The sequence below is a fragment of the Rhodothermales bacterium genome (genome assembly GCA_034439735.1).
Lineage (GTDB): Bacteria > Bacteroidota > Rhodothermia > Rhodothermales > JAHQVL01 > JAWKNW01.
Genome location: JAWXAX010000162.1, coordinates 1 through 17,968 on the forward strand (window position 1 = coordinate 1; position 17,968 = coordinate 17,968).

General features: G+C 63.6%; 15 protein-coding genes. 7 read left to right on the forward strand and 8 right to left on the reverse strand.

Translation table 11 applies throughout. The annotated features are described in order from the left end of the window. The first annotated feature begins 205 nt into the window (after positions 1 to 205). Positions 206 to 3,778, forward strand: a complete 3,573-nt coding sequence (locus SH809_12235; GenBank protein MDZ4700467.1) for a T9SS type A sorting domain-containing protein — start codon at positions 206 to 208, stop codon at positions 3,776 to 3,778. Here SH809_12235 and SH809_12240 read toward each other — a convergent pair. Further along, positions 3,775 to 5,643: a pyrroloquinoline quinone-dependent dehydrogenase gene (locus SH809_12240; GenBank protein ID MDZ4700468.1), complete on the reverse strand. Its 1,869-nt coding sequence runs from the start codon at positions 5,641 to 5,643 to the stop codon at positions 3,775 to 3,777. The genes SH809_12235 and SH809_12240 overlap by 4 nt on opposite strands. A 186-nt stretch (positions 5,644 to 5,829) precedes the next feature. Here SH809_12240 and SH809_12245 point away from each other — a divergent pair, with 186 nt between their 5' ends. From SH809_12245 to SH809_12265, 5 genes are all read left to right on the forward strand, one after another. Beyond that, the gene (locus SH809_12245; protein MDZ4700469.1) at positions 5,830 to 7,023 is read left to right on the forward strand and encodes a hypothetical protein; all 1,194 of its coding nucleotides are present in this window, start codon (positions 5,830 to 5,832) and stop codon (positions 7,021 to 7,023) included. A gap of 54 nt (positions 7,024 to 7,077) precedes the next feature. After that, positions 7,078 to 8,034, forward strand: coding sequence for a hypothetical protein (locus tag SH809_12250; GenBank protein ID MDZ4700470.1), 957 nt, complete (start codon positions 7,078 to 7,080; stop codon positions 8,032 to 8,034). Position 8,035: 1 nt separating this feature from the next. After that, positions 8,036 to 9,664, forward strand: a complete 1,629-nt coding sequence (locus tag SH809_12255) for a tetratricopeptide repeat protein (GenBank protein MDZ4700471.1) — start codon at positions 8,036 to 8,038, stop codon at positions 9,662 to 9,664. Between the two features lie 25 nt (positions 9,665 to 9,689). Then, a complete protein-coding gene (locus SH809_12260; GenBank protein ID MDZ4700472.1) occupies positions 9,690 to 11,210 on the forward strand; it encodes a pitrilysin family protein in 1,521 nt (506 codons plus the stop codon). Positions 11,211 to 11,346: 136 nt separating this feature from the next. After that, positions 11,347 to 12,783 carry a pitrilysin family protein gene (locus SH809_12265; GenBank protein ID MDZ4700473.1) on the forward strand — a complete coding sequence of 479 codons (1,437 nt, stop codon included), beginning with the start codon at positions 11,347 to 11,349 and terminating at the stop codon, positions 12,781 to 12,783. Positions 12,784 to 12,801: 18 nt separating this feature from the next. Here the strand turns inward: SH809_12265 and SH809_12270 are convergent, their stop codons facing one another. The 7 genes from SH809_12270 to SH809_12300 all read right to left on the reverse strand — a co-directional run bounded on the left by SH809_12270 (position 12,802) and on the right by SH809_12300 (position 17,453). Further along, positions 12,802 to 13,035, reverse strand: a complete 234-nt coding sequence (locus SH809_12270) for a DUF2442 domain-containing protein (protein ID MDZ4700474.1) — start codon at positions 13,033 to 13,035, stop codon at positions 12,802 to 12,804. Positions 13,036 to 13,167: 132 nt separating this feature from the next. Continuing rightward, positions 13,168 to 13,536 (reverse strand): DUF5615 family PIN-like protein, encoded by a 369-nt coding sequence (locus SH809_12275; protein ID MDZ4700475.1) that lies wholly within the window; start codon positions 13,534 to 13,536, stop codon positions 13,168 to 13,170. Next, a complete protein-coding gene (locus SH809_12280; GenBank protein MDZ4700476.1) occupies positions 13,533 to 13,763 on the reverse strand; it encodes a DUF433 domain-containing protein in 231 nt (76 codons plus the stop codon). Before SH809_12280 ends, SH809_12275 begins: the two co-directional genes overlap by 4 nt. A 221-nt stretch (positions 13,764 to 13,984) precedes the next feature. Then, positions 13,985 to 14,575, reverse strand: a complete 591-nt coding sequence (locus tag SH809_12285) for a class I SAM-dependent methyltransferase (GenBank protein ID MDZ4700477.1) — start codon at positions 14,573 to 14,575, stop codon at positions 13,985 to 13,987. A 96-nt stretch (positions 14,576 to 14,671) separates the two neighbouring features. Beyond that, positions 14,672 to 15,838, reverse strand: a complete 1,167-nt coding sequence (gene galK, locus SH809_12290; GenBank protein ID MDZ4700478.1) for a galactokinase — start codon at positions 15,836 to 15,838, stop codon at positions 14,672 to 14,674. A gap of 62 nt (positions 15,839 to 15,900) precedes the next feature. Then, positions 15,901 to 16,956: a UDP-glucose--hexose-1-phosphate uridylyltransferase gene (locus SH809_12295; GenBank protein MDZ4700479.1), complete on the reverse strand. Its 1,056-nt coding sequence runs from the start codon at positions 16,954 to 16,956 to the stop codon at positions 15,901 to 15,903. A 23-nt stretch (positions 16,957 to 16,979) separates the two neighbouring features. Continuing rightward, entirely contained in the window at positions 16,980 to 17,453 is a 474-nt protein-coding gene (locus SH809_12300; protein ID MDZ4700480.1) for a hypothetical protein, read from the reverse strand. A gap of 313 nt (positions 17,454 to 17,766) precedes the next feature. Here SH809_12300 and SH809_12305 point away from each other — a divergent pair, with 313 nt between their 5' ends. Continuing rightward, a complete protein-coding gene (locus tag SH809_12305) occupies positions 17,767 to 17,961 on the forward strand; it encodes a hypothetical protein (protein ID MDZ4700481.1) in 195 nt (64 codons plus the stop codon). Positions 17,962 to 17,968 lie beyond the last annotated feature (7 nt).

A 17,968-nucleotide genomic window follows, 5' to 3' on the forward strand; every position in this document is an offset into this window, starting at 1 on the left:
CCCCTCCTCGAATCGAGAGCCTGCCCCGTACTTGATACGGGGAGGGGCCTGATTTTTCAAGCGGCAGTGCCCTGATTTGTAAACTGTCCGAAGTATTAACGTTGCACTTTGCATTAATTTCTGCCCTTTACGAACCCCCCGTTCCGTCATACATTTGGTGTTAGGCCGGCCGTGATGCCGCCGGCATTCCTCATCGTAAGGCACCATGGCCACATCGTTTGCGAACCATGGCCGGCGGACCCTGCTTCGCCTGGCTGTTATCGCGTTTGCTGCCGCCGCGCTGGCAGGCATCGCCCGGGCGCAATCCGTAGGCACATGCTCTCCCGCGCTCGGCGAGGCGTACCTGGACGTCAACAACGTCCGCGCCCGGATTCTGAACAATGGAGGGCTCTTTTACCGGGGCGAGCCACATGTCTACAATGTACCGAAGGGCTCCCCTACGCACGCCATCTTTGCGACGAACATCTGGATCGCCGGATATGTTGGCTCAGAAACAACCCCCCGCGCCGCTGGCACGACCTATGGCCCATGGGAGTTCTGGGCCGGCCCAATCGACGACAATGGCAACCCGCCTTCGGACTGCTCGGCGTACGACCGTCTCTACAACATCTATCGTTCAGACATTGAGGCGTACGAAGCCACCGGCATCCCTACAAACGATCTACGCGATTGGCCCACCGGCCTCGGGGCGCCCACCCTCGCACCCACGAACAATAGCGTCGACGACGATGGGGATGGAGAGATCGATGAAGCCGGCGAAGAGCTGGCTTTCGACATCAACGTCCCGCTCGCCCAGCGAAAAGACCGTGTGATCGACCTGGAGGCCGGCGAGCGGCCGGCGATTCTCGGCGATCAGATGATCTGGTGGGTCATGAATGATGTAGGCAACGTGCATGAACGTTCAAACGGTGAGCCTATTGGTATCGAAATGCATGGATCTGCCTTCGCCTTCAGGCAGGTAGCACGAACGGGAGATGACAAATTTCTGCCAATAGGCCCTATTGGCGATGCGACTTTTTATCGCTTCCAAATCTACGTACGAAATGCCCTCCCCCTGAATCGAACGTACTTCGGCATGTATATCGATCCCGATCTTGGCAACTTCTCGGATGATTATGTTGGATCAGACTCGACGCTGGGAATTGGGTATGTCTTCAACGCCGACAACGATGACAACTCCATTTACGGATATGGTTCGCCTCCTCCGGCGCTTGGATACGATTTTGTTCAAGGCCCCATCGTCCCTTCGCCCACGGATACAGCCAGGGTCGGCGGCCATCTACTACATGGCTTTCGTAACCTCCCTATGACATCTTTTGTGTTTTTTAACGGGGGCGGTAGTAGTTGGACCGGCGACCCCGTTACACCGGTCGAATTTTATAACTACATGAATGGACATGCGCGAGACGGACTACCAATCACATATGGCGGCAATGGGCGGGATCGTGTAGGGGGTGGATCGACCATCCCCACGCGTTTCATGTTTTCGGGTGATCCGTACTCGAATACGGGCTGGACCGAACGAAACCCGGACCCCTTCACCTCATCGGTCCCTCCTATCTCGCCGGCTGATCGTCAATTTGTCATTGCCACCGGCCCCTTCCAGCTCAACCCGGGTGACTTCCAAGAGATCACGTTCGCTGTGGTTTTCGCAAAAGGCACCGACAACTGGGAATCCGTCGCCGCCCTCCGCCGCGCCGACCAGGCCGTCCAGGCCCTGTTCGACAACAACTTCCAGCTCGCGACACCCCCCGGGGGCCCCCTCGTCACCGCCACCGCCACCGACCGCGAGGTCGTCCTCGAGTGGTCCAACCCGGCCTCCTCCAACAACTACCTGGACGGCTACCGCCAGTTCGATCCCCTCGCCCTCGCCGACCCCGGCACCTCCCTCTCTGAGCGCTACTATCGCTTCGAGGGCTACGACATCCTCCAGTTCACCTCCGAGGCCGACTCGGTGGGCGCCGTCATCGCCACCTACGACCTCGTCAACGGCGTCACCCGCATCGTCGAGGGCCTCCCCAACGAACTCAACGAAGAACTCGCTCGCGGCACCGACTCCGGTGTCCAGCATTTCCATCGCATCGCCGGCCTCACCAACTACCGGACTTACCACCTCGGCGTGCGCGCCTACGCCTACAACGAAATCTCCTTCCCCCGCATCCTGCGCGGCGACGTCGCGCGGGTGACCGTCACCCCCGCTCGCACCCTGGAGGACATCCCCGAGGCCAGCCGCGAGGCGGCCGAAAACCTGGCGGAGCCCGATCTCATCGGTTTCTCCAACCGGCCTACTGACGGCTTTGTGTGGGTGGACGTCGTGAGCCCGGGACGGGTACGGCAGGCCACCTACACCGTGGAATTTTACGACATCGAAGTCGACGCCCCGGCTGCCCTCCGCGAAGAGGATGCCATCGACCCGGCGCCGGCCACCGCCGCGAAGACCGCCCGCGCCACGGCGAGTACGTACGACATCAAGCGCGACGGCCTGGTCGTCTTCGACGGCTCGGCCAACGGCCGGCCGGCGCCGCTGAGGGAGGGCGTGGCCGTCATCGACGGGCTGCGATTCTCCGTCCTGGGTCCCGATTTCGGCATTAAGGCCTTCGCCGCGGTGGCCAACAGCGCCGGCCCCATCGACCCGCCCGACATGGGCGCGTTTGCCTTTAACAGCTCCGGCTTTCCGACACTCGTGGAGTCCGGCATCACGCCCGAGGGGACCTATCCGTTCAGCGATCGGCCGAACTCCGGCATCCAGCAGGTTAGCGGCGCAAACTGGGGCTTCCACGCCGGCGGAGCATCGATCATCAACTTCGACGGAGATCCAGCGTTTGCGGGCAATTTCGTCAGTCGTTCGCTCCGCAACGACAACCGCACCCGTTTGGCCGACTTCGACTGGGAGATGCGCTTCACGCCGGCCTGCGCCGCCGGCATCAACGGCGTAATCGAAATGACCGACTGCCTCGCCTGGCGCCACGTTGACAATGACCCCCGTGAGGATGGCGCCTTTGCCGAAGTACCCTTCGAACTCTGGCGCGTGGGCGTCGGCTCGTTCGGCGACCCCAGCGACGATCTCCGCCTGATTCCCGGGATCTGCGAAGAAGCGTGTGCCGCGGGTACGGACAGTCTGGTGTTTGACCTCGGGGGTGACCACCCGATCTCGGGCGGCGACAACGACCCGTTCACCGACTGGGTGTACTGGAATCTGCCCGTCGACCAGAGTGCCGGCGAGCAGGGGTATCGGGACTTCTTCGCTGGTGTAACCACCGAAACGGGTGGCGAAGTCCTTGGCCGCACCGTGCTGGTCAACTTCAATGGCGGCACCTTGCCAACGGTCAACGCGCCCCTGCCCGAAGTGGGGACCGTCTTTCGGATTTACACGAACAAGCCGGCCCGCGCCGGCGATGTCTTCACCATCGACACCCGCGGCTTCGGCGTGGTGCCAACCGAGGGGCCGATCGACGTCGCGGCCATCGGCGTCGTCCCCAACCCGTACATCGGGGCATCGATCTACGAGCGGAGCCGGGGGACCGACGAGGTGCGTTTCACCAACCTGCCCCCCGAGGCTACGATCCGCGTTTTCACCCTCAACGGGACGCTGATCAAGACCATCTCCAAAAACAGTCCGGACCGCTTCATCACCTGGGATCTGGAAACCGACAGCGGTCTGCCTATCGGCAGCGGGATCTACCTGATCCATGTCGAGGTGCCGGGCGTGACGAGTAAAACCCTCAAGTTCGCCGTCGTCAAGAAAAAGGTAACGCCCAGCGGGGTGCTCGGCAATTAACGAGTGTCGGGCAGCGCAAACGCCACATACGCGTTCCCCTGCTTCGTCCCGGCCTTGCCGCCTCCGCCGGCTCCGATGACGACATATTGCCTGCCGTTCACCGCGTAGGTCGACGGCGTGGCGTAGCCGCCGGCCGGGAGCTGGTACTCCCAGAGCATTTCGCCCGTGCGTTGATGGAACGCCCGGATACGCTCGTCGCGGGTGGCGGCGATGAAGACGAGTCCGCCGGCGGTGGCGATAGGTCCTCCGATGTTGAAGGTGCCCGTCGGCGGTAGGCCCCGGGCTTCGAGTTCGGGGTAGGTGCCGAGCGGGACCTGCCACACGATGTTGCCCGTGTTGAGGTCGATCCCGTTCATCGTCCCCCAGGGGCGCTTCGAGATGGGGAAGCCCTCGGGGTCGTAGACCTCGATGTGCCCGTCGGCCACCCAGTCGAAATCGTGGTTGGCGTTTGCCGGCGCGGGCAACATCGTCATCGTTTCGGGCTCATTACTGGCGTTGACAAAAAACATCCCCGTGGTTGGATTGACCGCGCCGCCGCCCCAGTCGGTGCCGCCGTTGAACTGCGGGGCATAGATGGCGCCGCGTTCCGAGGGGGGCTCGAAAAGGACGGACGGCCCGAATCGGTCGAAGAGACGCTTCTTGATGTCGGCCGTAGCTTCCGGTGTCAGATCGGTAATGTCGGCCTCGGTGAAGCCCTGCTTCGCGTAGGCCGGCGGCTTCGTGGGGAAGGGCTGCGTTGGCCAGGACTGCTCGCCGGAGATGGTAGACTGCGGCACCGGGCGCTCCTCGATGGGGAAGATGGGCTCGCCGGTCACGCGGTCGAGCACAAAAAGATGCCCCATCTTGGTCGTCTGCGCCAGCGCCGGCCGGAGGTGCCCGTCGATCTGCACATCAACGAGGGTCGGCGCGGCCGGCAGGTCATAATCCCACAGATCGTGATGGACCGCCTGGAAGTGCCAGATGCGCTCGCCCGTACGGGCATCCAGCGCGAGCAGCGTGTTGGCGAAGAGGTTGATGCCGATGCGGTCCGAGCCGTTGTGATCGTAGGTCGCCGACCCTGTCGGTACGTACACCATGCCTCGCCCGGCATCCAGACTCATCCCCGCCCAGTTGTTCGCGCCGCCGACGCGTTCCCAGGAATCCGGCGACCACGTATCATACCCGAACTCGCCGGGGCGCGGGATCGTGCGGAAGACCCACGCGAGGGCGCCGGTCCGCACATTAAAAGCGCGGATGTCGCCGGGCGGGACGTTGAGGATGCCGTCACCCGAAGTGGATCCGATGATGAGCAAATCCTCGAAGACGATGCCCGGAGTCGTGGCGCTCATCGGCCGGCCTTGGAGGTCGCGATCGATCCCCAGGCCAAAATCGACCGAGCCGTTTTCGCCGAAGGCGGGTATGGGTTTGCCGGTACCTGCATCGAGCGCGAAGAGCCGGCCGCCTGCGACATAGAATAGCCGGCGATCGCTCCCATCGGCCCAGTAGGCCAGGCCGCGTCCGTGCGGCTGCCCGTTCCAGGGGCGGACGCCGTAGTCGTCCGGGTCGAAAAACCAGCGCATGTTCCCGGTGGCCGCATCCAGCGCAAAGGCGCGGAGGCCGGGGGACAGCGCGTAGAGCACCCCGTCGATCACAATCGGATTGCATTCTATCGTGAGCCGCTCTTCTCCCGGCGGCTCGAAGGTCCAGGCGAGCGCCAGGTGCTGCACGTTGGCCGTGTCGATCTGGGCCAGTGTGGAGAAGCCCGACGCGTGGTCATCGCCCCGGTAGACGGCCCAATCATCGGGGTGATTGGCTGGCGGCGACGAGCAACCGGTTGCGATGACGGCGACAAGGAGACCTGAAAGGAGGACGCGTTTGACAATCATGGGCTCGGGGCGGGTCGTGGGAAGAGGCTATGGCGCGATGCCGATTGCCGAACCATCCCGGCGCGGCTATATTCCCTGTCGATGGTCAATGGTCGATGGTTTATTGTTGATAGTCAATGATCGATGGTCGAATTAACTATCAACCATCAACTATCGACCATCGACTATGAACCATCGATTATCACCATGCCCACTCCAGCCCACACCGATAACGCTCCCCAGATCGTCGTCCTCGTCCACGGCATCCGTACCCAGGCGCCCTGGGCGGAAATGGTGATGCACTGCCTGGGGAACGAACCGAGCGTGCAGAAGGTCATCCCCATCCGGTATGGCTACTTCAGCATGTTCCGGTTTCTGACGCCCGTCTTCACCCGCCACGGCCCCGTCCAACAGCTCGCCCGGGAACTGCGTGATATCCGGAAACAGTATCCCGATGCCCGTCTGACGGTCATCGCCCATAGCTTCGGCACCTTCGCGACGGCGCAGATGCTCGACAACGAGACCGACATCACCCTCCATCGGCTCATCCTCTGCGGCTCCATCATCCCCCAGGATTTTCGGTGGGATAAAGTAGCGGACCGGGTCAAAAGCGAGATCTTGAATGACTGCGGCACGCGCGACATCTGGCCGGTGATGGCGAAATTCATGACCTGGGGCTTCGGCCCTTCCGGGACGTTCGGATTCGGGAAAAGCCGGGTGCGCGACCGGTTTCACAACTTCGCCCACAGCGACTTCTTCAACCGGGACTTCGTCGAGGCCTACTGGAGCCCGTACATCTCCGCGGGCGAGATCAAATCATCCGACTGGGAGCTCAACCGACCGACGCCGCCGTGGTGGCAGTCCCTGCTCGGTGTCGTTAAACTGCCCGTTCTGATCGTACTCCTGCTGCTCGGGACGGTAGGCTGGCGCACGCTGCGCGCCGGCTACGACGACCTCAACGCGCGCACCGTCTGCATCGCCCCGGGGCCACAGCTGCTGCAACGCCTCCCCCAGGTGGACGGCCCCGTCGCCTCCCCGATTCGGCTGCGGATCGAAATCGGCGACCGCGTCGTGTCGGTTGATACGATGCGGCAACGCATCTATTGTATCGGGGAGGACCGCGAGCGTGTCGAGCGGATCGTGGCGCGGACGCCAGAGTCCGAGCGCTTCGGCCGGCTCAACGATTACCTCCGCAGCCTGACGGACGACCCCGCGCAGATCGACCAGCTGCTCGACCGGACGACCGGGCCGGCGCAGGAGGTCGTCGTCACCCGTCGCCTAGAAGCCGGCGACGTGCTGCTCGTCGAAGTCGTGCGAACAGCCGACCCGGAACCCAATGCGTTGTTCAGCCTACGTACTACTGTACCCGACGCCCCGTACACGCTCGAAATCCTCAAATAACCCGGCACCCGAACCATGCGTCCTCAGGCCGCTTTATCCCGCTTCCTAGCCGGAATGCTCCCTGGCATCCTCTTCCTCTTGCCGGTGCACGCGCAAGACGATGCCCCGGGCGATTTTCCCGAGGTGTATGTCGAGGTCAAGATCTCGGCCGCACTGTATCAGGACCAGCTTCCTGCCAGCATCGCCACGCTCGAGTTCGACCTCGCCGAGGCCTTCGTCCAGCACATCGACGAACTGGGTGGGCTCGACTTCATCGTCTGGAAAACCGGGCCGGCGCCGACCGAAACCAGCCATCACCGCCTGATCATCGACATCGAGGGAATCCAGCGTACCCTGGGCGATGAGATCCGCGCTCACGTTTACGCCTTTGTGGCCGGCACCGAACTGCTCGACCTCGGCAAGGCGGACTTCGACGGCCGGATCCACTGCAACCCGATTGTTTTCGACGCCATCGACGAAAAATTCTCCCAGGACCCGACCCGGCTGACCGCCGAAATCGAGCGTTGGATGGAGGGCCACCTCACCGATACCTTCGGCGCCGTGCTCACCCGGAAATTCCTCGGCCACATCCCGCTCGCCCTCATCACCTCGCCCAGCCCGCTCTTCGATTTCGACGCCGGCACCAACGTGTTGCCCATCCCGATCCGATATTCCGCCTATTTTCCCGAGGACACGACCCAGTTCCGCGCCAGCTTCACGTCGTCCTTCGCCGGCGTCGCCACCCAGGGCCGCATGCTCCTCCGCCCGACCGGCGCGCTGAGTGCGCCCGGCTTCGCGGACGACATCCTCGTCGCCATCTCGTGCTCCGGCGACGGCCAGCGCTGTTTCGAGTACCCCAACATAGAACTCGACCCCGGTGACGCCGTGGCCGACCAGTGGCAAACCATCCGCTCCGTCCTGAGCAACACGCACCTCAAGGAGATGCAGCTGTTCATGGTGAAATACAGTCGGCGCCCGTTCATGCACACCGCGGGCGGCCTGATCACCGAAGAAACACCAGGAGGGATGTAACATGCGCACTCACCTTCTTACACTCCTGCTCCTACTCGTACTCGCCCCCGGCTCCGCCGCCGGCCAGAGTACGAGCACGTCCACGCGCGTCAAGTTCACCACAGCCCGAGAAGTCCTCAAAACACGCGAATTCGACCGGGCCATCCTCCTTCTCGAAGAAGGGCTCACCGAGGCGAGGGCCGTGCGCGATGTAGACATGGAGGCGTCGTTCGAGTTTAATCTCGGGCTCGCGCTCCAGCAGCGCTCCGTCGAGCAAAAAAGAGGGGGGGATGTCGCCCGCGCCATCACGCACTACGAGCGGTATCTGACGCTCCAGCCCGAATCGGGCAGCGCGCTCAACAACCTCGGCAAGCTGTATGTCGATACCGGCCGCGGCGAGGAGGCCGTCGCGCTCTACCGACGCGCGATCGGGCTCGAAGACGAATACAAAGCGTTTTACGCCCTGAACCTGGCCAACCTGCTGCGCGCGCAGGGTAAGCCGCGCGACGCCGCGCATTATTACCAGTGGGCACTCGACGAGCGCCCCGACCTGACCGAGGCGCGCGATGGCCTCAACGCGGTTTATGCCGAGGCCGACGTGCCGGCGCTCATCACCCACCTGTGGGAGGAGATCGAACGCCGGCGGGAAGTCGGCGCCACCCTCGCCGCCCTGCACACCCTCACCCGGATGCACACCACCGGCGCGCCAGATCGCGCGACCGCCGGCCAGAAACTCGAGCTCCTGACGTGTGTGGTCGTGGGGCTCGCCCGAGCGCGGTACGGGGCCGTTCTGTTTCTGCCGGAAACCGAAAAAGCGACCGACCAGCTCGAAATAGCCCGCCTCCTGCGTGGCCTCACCGACGACACGGACATCGGGCCGGGGGTTCGGGAGGTGATCGCCGCCCACGAAAAGCCGCCGGCGCTGGAGGACTTCCCCCAGACCTGGTGGGCCGACAAAGGCGACAGCGAAGAAGACCCTGACGAGGGCTGGTGGCCCCGCGAAGGCTATCGCATCCTGCTCCGCTCGCTGGGCGACTGGTTTCGGCATCTCGACTATCCGAAGGAGGCCGAGGCCTACTACCTCCACGCCCTCCGCCTGAGCCGGACGGCGGATCGGGAAATCGACCTCGACGCCCTGGTCAGCCTGAGCGAACTGTACGTCGAACGGGGCGACCTGGATACCGTGAGCGACCTTATGGAGACCTATTCGAGCTCCCTGTTCCAGGGGAAAGGACGGGCCTATAAGACCTCCGACTGGCGCAAGATCTACGCCTTCCACCGCACGCTCGGCATCATGTACGCCACGCTGGGCATCTGGGAAAGCGACCAGCCGCTGACCTCGGCCATCTTCCAACTCGAGAACGCCCTCGAAAAGCGCGACACCTACAACGACCGCGTCGCCCGCCGCAACGACCTACCCCTCCTCCCCATCGAACCCCGCCTCGTGACGATGCTGGCGCAGGGCTATGAAGCGCAGGGGCGGACGGATCGGGCCAATACGCTGCGTCTTGAATACGCCGGCCGGCTCGCGGAAGAGCGGGATGTGGCCAGCGCCCGCCGGCTGCTGCAAACCGTCGACGCCAGCACGCTGGACCGGCGGCAGAGCCGGCGCTACGAGGAATTGAGCAACCAGTTGAGAGGCTCTCGGTAAAAACCTTGCCAACCATCAACAGACTATGACCATTACGTTACATATCTCGGACGACCAGGCACGTCTCCTGGAGGCGCAGGCTGCTCAACACGCCAGAAATAAGCCAGTCCGGGGGATGGATCCCCGCGTTCGCGAGGAAGACGGGCGAGGCGGAAAGGTACATCGCGCTAGCCTCGTCGCGATGAGCCTTATCCTCGTGTCCCTGACGCTGATCCAGCCGTCACCCGTTACCGCCCAGGACATCGACGTCCCCTACAGCCAGTTCACACTCGACAACGGCCTCACCGTCCTTGTCCACGAGGACCACTCGACGCCTTTCGTAAGCGTCAACATGTGGTACCACGTCGGCTCCGGCAGCGAGAAGGCGGGCCGTACTGGCTTTGCGCACCTCTTCGAGCACATCATGTTCGAGGGATCGGGGAATGTGCCCGAGGGGAAATTCGACGAGTGGCTGGAGGCCGCCGGCGGCAACAATAACGGCTCGACCACCGGGGACCGGACGAATTATTACGAGGATGTACCCAGCAACGGGCTGGAGCTGGCGCTTTTCCTGGAGTCCGACCGGATGGGCTACCTGCTCGACGCCATGTCGCCAGAAAAGGTGGATGGCCAGCGGGATGTGGTGAAAAACGAACGTCGGCAGTCCTACGAAAATCGCCCCTACGGCCTCGCCTTCCCCACCCTCGGCGAGGCCCTGTACGCGCCCGACCATCCGTACCACTGGCCGACGATCGGCTACATGGACCACCTGTCGGCGGCGAGTTATGAGGATGTGGTCGACTTCTTTAAACGCTTTTACGGCCCGAATAACGCCAGCCTGGCCATCTCGGGCGACGTGACCGTCGACGAGGCCCGCGTGCTTGTCGAAAAGTGGTTCGGCGACGTGCCCGGCGGCCAGCCCGTTCTGCCCGTGGATGCGCCACCCGCCTACCTCGACACCGAAAAACGGATGGTGCTGGAGGACGACGTACAGCTCCCGCGCCTCTACATGGCCTGGCTGACGCCGCCGGCCTTTACCCCCGGCGACGCCGAAATGCAGCTGCTGGCCGACATCTTCGCCGGCGGGAAAAATGCCCGGCTGTACAACCGCCTGGTGTACGACCTCCAGATCGCGCAGGACGTCTTCGCCTTCCAGAATTCCAACAAGCTCTCCTCCTCGTTTTTCATCGTCGCCACCGCGCGGCCGGGCGTGTCGCTCAGCGAGCTGCAGACAGTGATCCAGGAAGAGATCGACAAGATCAAGGCCGAACCACCCACCGAACGCGAACTCGGCCGCGCCGTCAACCAGTACGAGGCGCAGTTTCTGGATCAGTTGCAAAGCATCGGAGGGTTCAGCGGGAAGGCCGAGATGTTGAACAACTACTACTACTTCACGCGCAACCCGGGGTATTTCAACGAAGACCTCGCCCGGTTCAAGGCCGTCCGCCCCAACGACATCCAGGCCATGGCCCGCTCGTTCCTCCGCGACGACGGCCGTGTCGTCCTCGGCGTCGTCCCCGAAGGCGCCACCGACCTCGCACCCCAGCTGGTGCCGGCGGGGCAGTAGTCTTGTCTGTTAGAATTCGCCAAACCAAGAATCACATCTCGACCGAGTTCGCCGCGGACGCGTGCACGAGTGGAGACACGAGCGAAGCGACTGATGAGCGAAGCGAATAAACCTCCCAAAGAATGCCTCACCCTCTATGAAACTCATCCTCACCGTCCTGGCGCTCCTCCTCGCCCCGTCCGCCTTTGCGCAGGTCGACCGTTCGGCGCCGCCGCTTCCCGGCCCGCCGCCGCTACTCGATGCACCCGAATTCGAGCGGTTTGTGTTGTCCAACGGCCTGGAGGTCGTTCTGATGGAGAAGCACCAGGTGCCCCTTGTGCAGCTCACCCTGCTCGTCCGCACCGGCTCGGTGGATGACCCCGCCGGCAAGTCCGGCCTCGCCAGCCTCACGCTCGACATGATGGATGAAGGCGCCGGCGGCCGCGACGCGCTCGCGCTGGCGGACGCCATCGACTTCCTCGGGGCTTCGCTATCCACGGGCGCCGGCCTGCACACGGCCTCGGTGGATCTCTTTACCCCCCTATCCAAGCTGGCGGAGGCCCTGCCGCTCATGGCCGACGTGGCGCTCCGTCCCGACTTCTCCGGCGAGGAACTCGAGCGCTTGCGCGTGGACCGCCTCACCGACCTTGTCCAGGCCCACGACGAACCCAACGCCATCGCCGCGGCGCTTTACAACCGCACGCTCTTTGGCGCAGACCATCCGTACGGCATCCGCGCCGCCGGCACCGAGGCCAGTCTGCGCGGCTTCACGGCGGCCGACCTCCAGCAGTTCCACCGCACCTACTTCCACACGGCCAATGCGTCGTTGGTCGTCGTCGGCGACGTGACGCGGGCCAGCATCGAGCCGGCGTTGACCACGGCGTTTGGGAGCTGGCCGGCCGGCGAGAACCCTAAGGCAGCCGTCACCCCGCCCCGGCAGGTGAAGGGACGGACCATCTATCTGGTGGATAAACCCGGCGCCGCGCAGTCGGTCATCCGCATCGGCCGTATCGGCGCCGCGCGCGATACCGAGGATTATTACGCGATGACCGTGCTCAACACCATCCTCGGCGGCTCGTTTTCTTCCCGCCTGAACCAGAATCTCCGCGAGGACAAAGGGTACTCGTACGGCGCCGGCTCCAGCTTCGGCTTCCGCCCCGTGCCCGGGCCTTTCCTCGCGACGGCTTCGGTACAAACGGACGTCACCGGGCCGGCGCTGGCCGAGTTCATGAAGGAGCTCCGTACCATCCGCAACCCGATCCCGGCCGACGAGCTGGACCGGGCCAAAAACTACGAAGCCCTCCAGTATCCCCAGGCGTTCCAGACGGTGGGCGACGTAGCCGGCCAGATCGAAGACCTGCTGGCGAACACCCTGCCCGAGGACCACTTCGACACCTACCAGCGCCGCATCCTCGCCGTCACCGCGGCCGACGTGCAACGCGCCGCCCGGAAATACATCGACCCGGACAATCTCGCGATCGTCGTCGTTGGCGACCGGTCGGTGATAGAGGAGCAGATCAAAGACATGAAGCTCGGGAAGATCGAGTACCTGTCGGTGGAAGACGTGCTGGGGCCGGTGCCGGCGGTGGAGTAGCGGAAGACAAGGATTCGGTTAAACGCGACACCTGGCATACACGAATTCAGGATCGAGATCCGCCCCTGACTCCCATTCGATGGTGTCAAATGCAACACGAACGCGCTCGAATTCCGCGCGATCTTTGAGCTTCTGAAAGACGCCAAAATCCAGGAAGGGCTTCATATCCAACATCCCACGTTTGCCGTTGTCGAATTCAACGGTGAGGATATAATCTTCGCCGGCAACGACGCTCTTGACCGAGAGGTACATAGGCCTACTCCGTTCATCTAATGATGACAAATGAGCGCATGATCGCTTCACCAGCGAGCCTTACGAAATACACGCCGGCGGGGTATAGACTCACGTTGCAGCGTATGAGTCCCAGGCGCCCATTCATACTCATCAAAGTGGCAGCACCCTGACCCGCGATTTCGATTCATCCACCACGACGAGGGCGCCTGCCGCCAGATCTCTTTCGTGTTGTTTCAGCGCCGCCAGGACAATCGAACCCATGTGATCGGGCAACACATTCTGACCACGTACCTGAATAACACTGGGGCCGGATGCATGGGTCACGGCCAACATGGTTCCGAAGTCAAGGTCGTGAGTAAACACTACGTGATCGTTCTTCCGAGCCCAGCCCATGATCTCGCTGTCAGTAGCGCGGGGATCACCATTCGTCGACCAGTGGGTGCAACGCCATGCGTGTTTCGAGAGCAGATCGACCCAGTCAGGCGAAAGGTTCATGTCGATCACCAGCTGGATACTCATGCGGCCGCCAGCGGTACTTCGCGTTCCTCCATACGCCACGCCGCATAGGCCAGGCACTGATCGATATCCTCGGCTTCAAGATAGGGATACGCTTTTAGGATTTCGTCTCCGGTGCGTCCTGCTGCAAGTAGACCCAGCACCGTGCCGACGGTCACGCGCTGACCACGGATGCAGGGTTTGCCTCCCATCACGGCGGGATCAAAGGTAATTCGGTCAAATCGTGCCATACAGGTTCTTTTCTTATGATTATCAGGGGGTTTCACCCCGATACGTCCGTCGCAGTCCATCATCAGGGCCAAACACGATGGACAGGTGCGCTCATAGCTTTATAACCGCGGCACAGTAGCAAGGTACAATGCGGCCTGTGTACTACACCATACCCTCGCAAGCGGGGATGAAGTTCCGGAGTGAGATCTGGTTTAAAATCGGGTGACCCCGCGCTCGGTTTTTACCTCCGCGCCACGTAGTAATGGTTCTCCCCTTCGTCGTTGGCCTCGTACGCAAGCGCCAGGCCGGCTGCTTCCACTACCCGCCGATAGGCCTCGGAGCCCAGCGACACGGATACCTGCCCGGTCAGGACGTCCTGCCATTCGCAGCGCTGCCCGGGCGAGGTGAACAGAAACGATCCGCCCGGATGCAGCGAAGCCGCCACCCTGTGGATCAGGGTTTCCTGGGCAGCGGGCGAGAGCAGAAAAAACAACCCCCACGCCACCACGCCGTCGAACGTCCGGCCGAAAAAATCGGAGTCCTCGACCGGGCTACATACGGCTTCCACTCCGGGGAGGCGGGTGCGGAAGGCAGCGATCATCCTGGGGGAGGCATCGAGGCCGAACAGGGTCACGCCTTCATCGACGAGCGCTTCAGAGATCGGCACGCCATGCCCACACCCGAGCTCGAGGACCGCGGCGCCCGGAGGTAACGTCCTCGCCCAGGCCCGGACGCTGGCCACGCCGATTGTCGAGCGATCCCGGGCGGCGATAAATTCCGCGGAGAGGGCGTCGTAGCCGTTTGAGGGGTCGGTTGGGGGTAGGTGCGGCATGAGACTACGTCTTGTTGTCGCGGTGGTGGGCGAGTACGAAATATACTCCCACCCTTCGACTCATCCAGCTTCGACAGTGTCGCTCAGGGCAGGCACTCACATACGCACCCGCCCCGCCTCTACGTTCTTCCGCACCTGATAGAACTCGGCCTCCGTCAGGAACGCCTGCCGGTAGGCTTCTCCGATCTGCTGTTGGATCGCCGGCACCCCCCGCGCTTCAACCAGCGCCACGACACATCCTCCGAAGCCGGCCCCGGTGAGGCGCGCGCCGTAGACGCCCTCAGTGTCGAGCGCGGTGTCCACGATCCTATCCAGGGCCGAGCTGCTCACGGCGTAGTCGTCGCGGAGGCTGGCGTGGGAGGCGCTCATCAGGGCGCCGAGGCGGGGCAGGTCGCCGGCCCGCAGCGCTGTCGCGGCCGCTTCCACGCGCGCGTTTTCGGAGACGACGTGCCGGCAGCGGCGGAAGATAACGGCGGGCAGGGCGGCTTCATGGCGCGCCAGAAGATCGAGCGACACATCGCGCAGGGATGCGATCGAGGGGTCGAGCCGGCGGAGGATTTCGACGCCGGCCTCGCACTCGCCCCGACGCTCGTTGTATTTGGACGAGGCGAGCGAGCGCGGCGCTTTGCTGTCGATGATCAGCAGTGCGGCATCTCCGAGGGCCATCGGGATCTCCTGGTACTGGAGCGAGCGGCAATCGAGGAAAAGCGCGTGGCCGGCGCGGCCCAGGCGCGAGGCGAACTGATCCATGATCCCACACTGCAACCCGATCCAGCGGTGCTCCACCCGCTGGCAGAGCAACGCGCCCTCGACCGGGTCGACGTCCAGCCCGTACACCGCCTGAAGGGCGAGCAACGAGGCCACTTCGATGGCGGCGGAAGAACTCAGCCCCGAGCCGAGCGGGACGTCCCCGTAGATCACCGCGTCGAACCCGTGCGGCAGGGGCGTCCGGGCGTTGACCTCGGCGACGACGCCGCTGACGTAGTGGCGCCAGGTAGACCCCACTTGGCCGGCCGCGTCGAGGTCAAACGACGCCTCGCGGTCCAGATTCAGCGCGTAGAGCCGCACGTGCCGGTCCGCCCGCGGCGCGGCGAGGACGTAGACGGCCTGCTCGAGTGTGACGGGCAATACGAAGCCGTCGTTGTAGTCGGTGTGGTCGCCGATCAGGTTCACGCGGCCCGGGGCGCGGACGCAGACGGTTGGGGCGCGATCCGCAAAGCGGCTGGACCAGGCGTTTCGTAATGCTTCGAGGATGTCTGTCATGGCAGGGTTAAGGGCTCCCGCGGAGGCGCTGAGACGCGGAGGGGGGCAGGGGGGGTGTCCTTTTAGCTCAGCCCCTTTTTGTAGTGTTGCTCGCTCATGGCTCGCAGGTGGGTGGCGCTTGTTTCGGGCAAGATATCGCGTTGCGGATTGGCCAGCATCTCATATCCCACCATAAACTTTTTGATGGTGGCGGAGCGGAGCAGGGGTGGGTAGAAGTGCATGTGGAGCCGCCATTCGGGGTGCGGGAGCCCGTCGGTGGGCGCCTGGTGGAGGCCGGCGGAGTAGGGGAAGGAGATGTGGAAGAGGTTATCGTACCGGACGGTGACGCGCTGGAGGATATCGGCGAGGCCGGCGCGGGCGTCGGCGGAGAGCGCCAGGAGGTCGGGCGCGGGTTGGCGGGCGATGACGAGCGTCTCGAACGGCCAGAAGGCCCAGTACGGTACCAGCGCCGTGAAGTACTCGTTTTCGCAGACGAGGCGGTCGCCGAGCCGGCGCTCCTCATCGAGGTAGTCGCCCAGCAGGGCCTGGCCATGGGCGGCATAGTAGTCCAATTGACGGGCGCCTTCCCGGGCCGGCTCGACCGGCACCCGGCGCTCCGCCCAGATCTGCCCGTGGGGGTGGGGGTTGCTGCACCCCATCATGGCCCCTTTGTTTTCGAAGATCTGGACGTACCCGATGTCCGGATCGGCGCCGAGCTGCTCGAACTGCTGGGCCCAGACGTCGACGACGCGGCGGACGGCCGGCAGGTCCATTTCGGGCAGCGTGAGGTCGTGCCGGGGCGAAAAGCAGATCACGCGGCAGCGGCCGGATTCGGACGCGGCCTCCAGCAACGGATGCCCCGACGTCCACGCCGGCGTCTCGGGCTGCAGGGCGGCGAAGTCGTTGTCGAAAACGAAGGTATTCGAATAGTTCGGATTGACTTCCCCGCCGGCGCGCCGATTGCCGGGGCACAGGTAACAGCCAGGGTCGTGCGCGGGGAGGCGATCGATGGGAAGATCCTCCACCTGCCCCTGCCAGGGCCGTTTGCCGCGGTGGGGAGAGACCAGCACCCAATCGCCCGTGAGGGCATTACGCCGGCGATGGACGCCGGCAAAGGTGTAGCGGGGTTGTTCGGACACGTGGCGGACGAGTCGAGATGGGGTCAGTTTACATTGCCGGGGCGGACCGACTGCAGGTCGCGCGTCGTCTTGGCGTTTCGCAGGTCCTCCAGCTGGTCGTGCGTGCGCCCGATGGCCGCGTCGAGGCGCGCGATGTCCATCGAGGAAACCCGACCCGTGGCTTCGGCCTCGTAGCGGAAGAGTTTCACGCTGGCGACGAGCAGGTTGACGATTTCGGTGGCGTTGATCATCGTCGCTTGCAGAGCCTTGATGCGCTTTTTCTCGAACGCCCGCTCGCGTCGTTCTCGGCTGCGCAGCACGGAAAGATCCCACAACGCGCCAATCAACACGATGACCAGCCCGAGAAAGATCTCATCCAGTTCAAGCGGCTCGAACCGGGCCAGGAAGCCCAGAAAGCCCTCAAACGTCTCGATGCCGAACACAAGCGACAGCACGATATGGATGACGCACAGAGCGCTGGCGATAAGCGTCGCCCGCAGTTCAAGGATGGAACGCATGGTACACGAAATGGCTTACAGAAGGCGAGTGGGCCCGATCGGATGAGAATATACTCGGTCGCGGCCATCTATACATCATTGCGGGGGCATCGGCTGCCTGGAGGCGCTGGAAAAGATGTACATATCTTCAAAATAGTTAGCGAGTAAAAATCCATCTACCCAACACGGAACGCGACAGATGTGGGACATCGTAGGGACGTCTATCTCTGATGCGAATCACACTTCTTTCCACAGCTCATGGCCGGCCATGAGCCACTCGGCACCGCGCTGGAGTAGCGGAGCGAGGTTCGGCTCCTCGCCGGCATACGGCGCGATGAACACGCGGCCTCTCCCCTCGGGCCCGCCATCGACCTTCACCGGCGAGGATCGGCGTCCAGCCCGCGGTTTCTTCCGTGAAGCGGATATCGAAACAATACTCATCCAGCAGCCGGAACGGGCGGACGCCGTGTGTAATCGGGTGGGCCGGGGCGGGCAGCGTGAGGTCCGCCTCGACGGTTTCGATCTTTGAGCGCCAC

Coding starts and splice junctions, on each gene's coding strand:
- SH809_12235 (MDZ4700467.1), top strand. CDS start 206: ATGGCCACATCGTTTGCGAACCATGGCCGGCGGACCCTGCTTCGCCTG.
- SH809_12240 (MDZ4700468.1), bottom strand. CDS start 5,643: ATGATTGTCAAACGCGTCCTCCTTTCAGGTCTCCTTGTCGCCGTCATC.
- SH809_12245 (MDZ4700469.1), top strand. CDS start 5,830: ATGCCCACTCCAGCCCACACCGATAACGCTCCCCAGATCGTCGTCCTC.
- SH809_12250 (MDZ4700470.1), top strand. CDS start 7,078: ATGCTCCCTGGCATCCTCTTCCTCTTGCCGGTGCACGCGCAAGACGAT.
- SH809_12255 (MDZ4700471.1), top strand. CDS start 8,036: ATGCGCACTCACCTTCTTACACTCCTGCTCCTACTCGTACTCGCCCCC.
- SH809_12260 (MDZ4700472.1), top strand. CDS start 9,690: ATGACCATTACGTTACATATCTCGGACGACCAGGCACGTCTCCTGGAG.
- SH809_12265 (MDZ4700473.1), top strand. CDS start 11,347: ATGAAACTCATCCTCACCGTCCTGGCGCTCCTCCTCGCCCCGTCCGCC.
- SH809_12270 (MDZ4700474.1), bottom strand. CDS start 13,035: ATGTACCTCTCGGTCAAGAGCGTCGTTGCCGGCGAAGATTATATCCTC.
- SH809_12275 (MDZ4700475.1), bottom strand. CDS start 13,536: ATGAGTATCCAGCTGGTGATCGACATGAACCTTTCGCCTGACTGGGTC.
- SH809_12280 (MDZ4700476.1), bottom strand. CDS start 13,763: ATGGCACGATTTGACCGAATTACCTTTGATCCCGCCGTGATGGGAGGC.
- SH809_12285 (MDZ4700477.1), bottom strand. CDS start 14,575: ATGCCGCACCTACCCCCAACCGACCCCTCAAACGGCTACGACGCCCTC.
- galK (MDZ4700478.1), bottom strand. CDS start 15,838: ATGACAGACATCCTCGAAGCATTACGAAACGCCTGGTCCAGCCGCTTT.
- SH809_12300 (MDZ4700480.1), bottom strand. CDS start 17,453: ATGCGTTCCATCCTTGAACTGCGGGCGACGCTTATCGCCAGCGCTCTG.
- SH809_12305 (MDZ4700481.1), top strand. CDS start 17,767: ATGAACACGCGGCCTCTCCCCTCGGGCCCGCCATCGACCTTCACCGGC.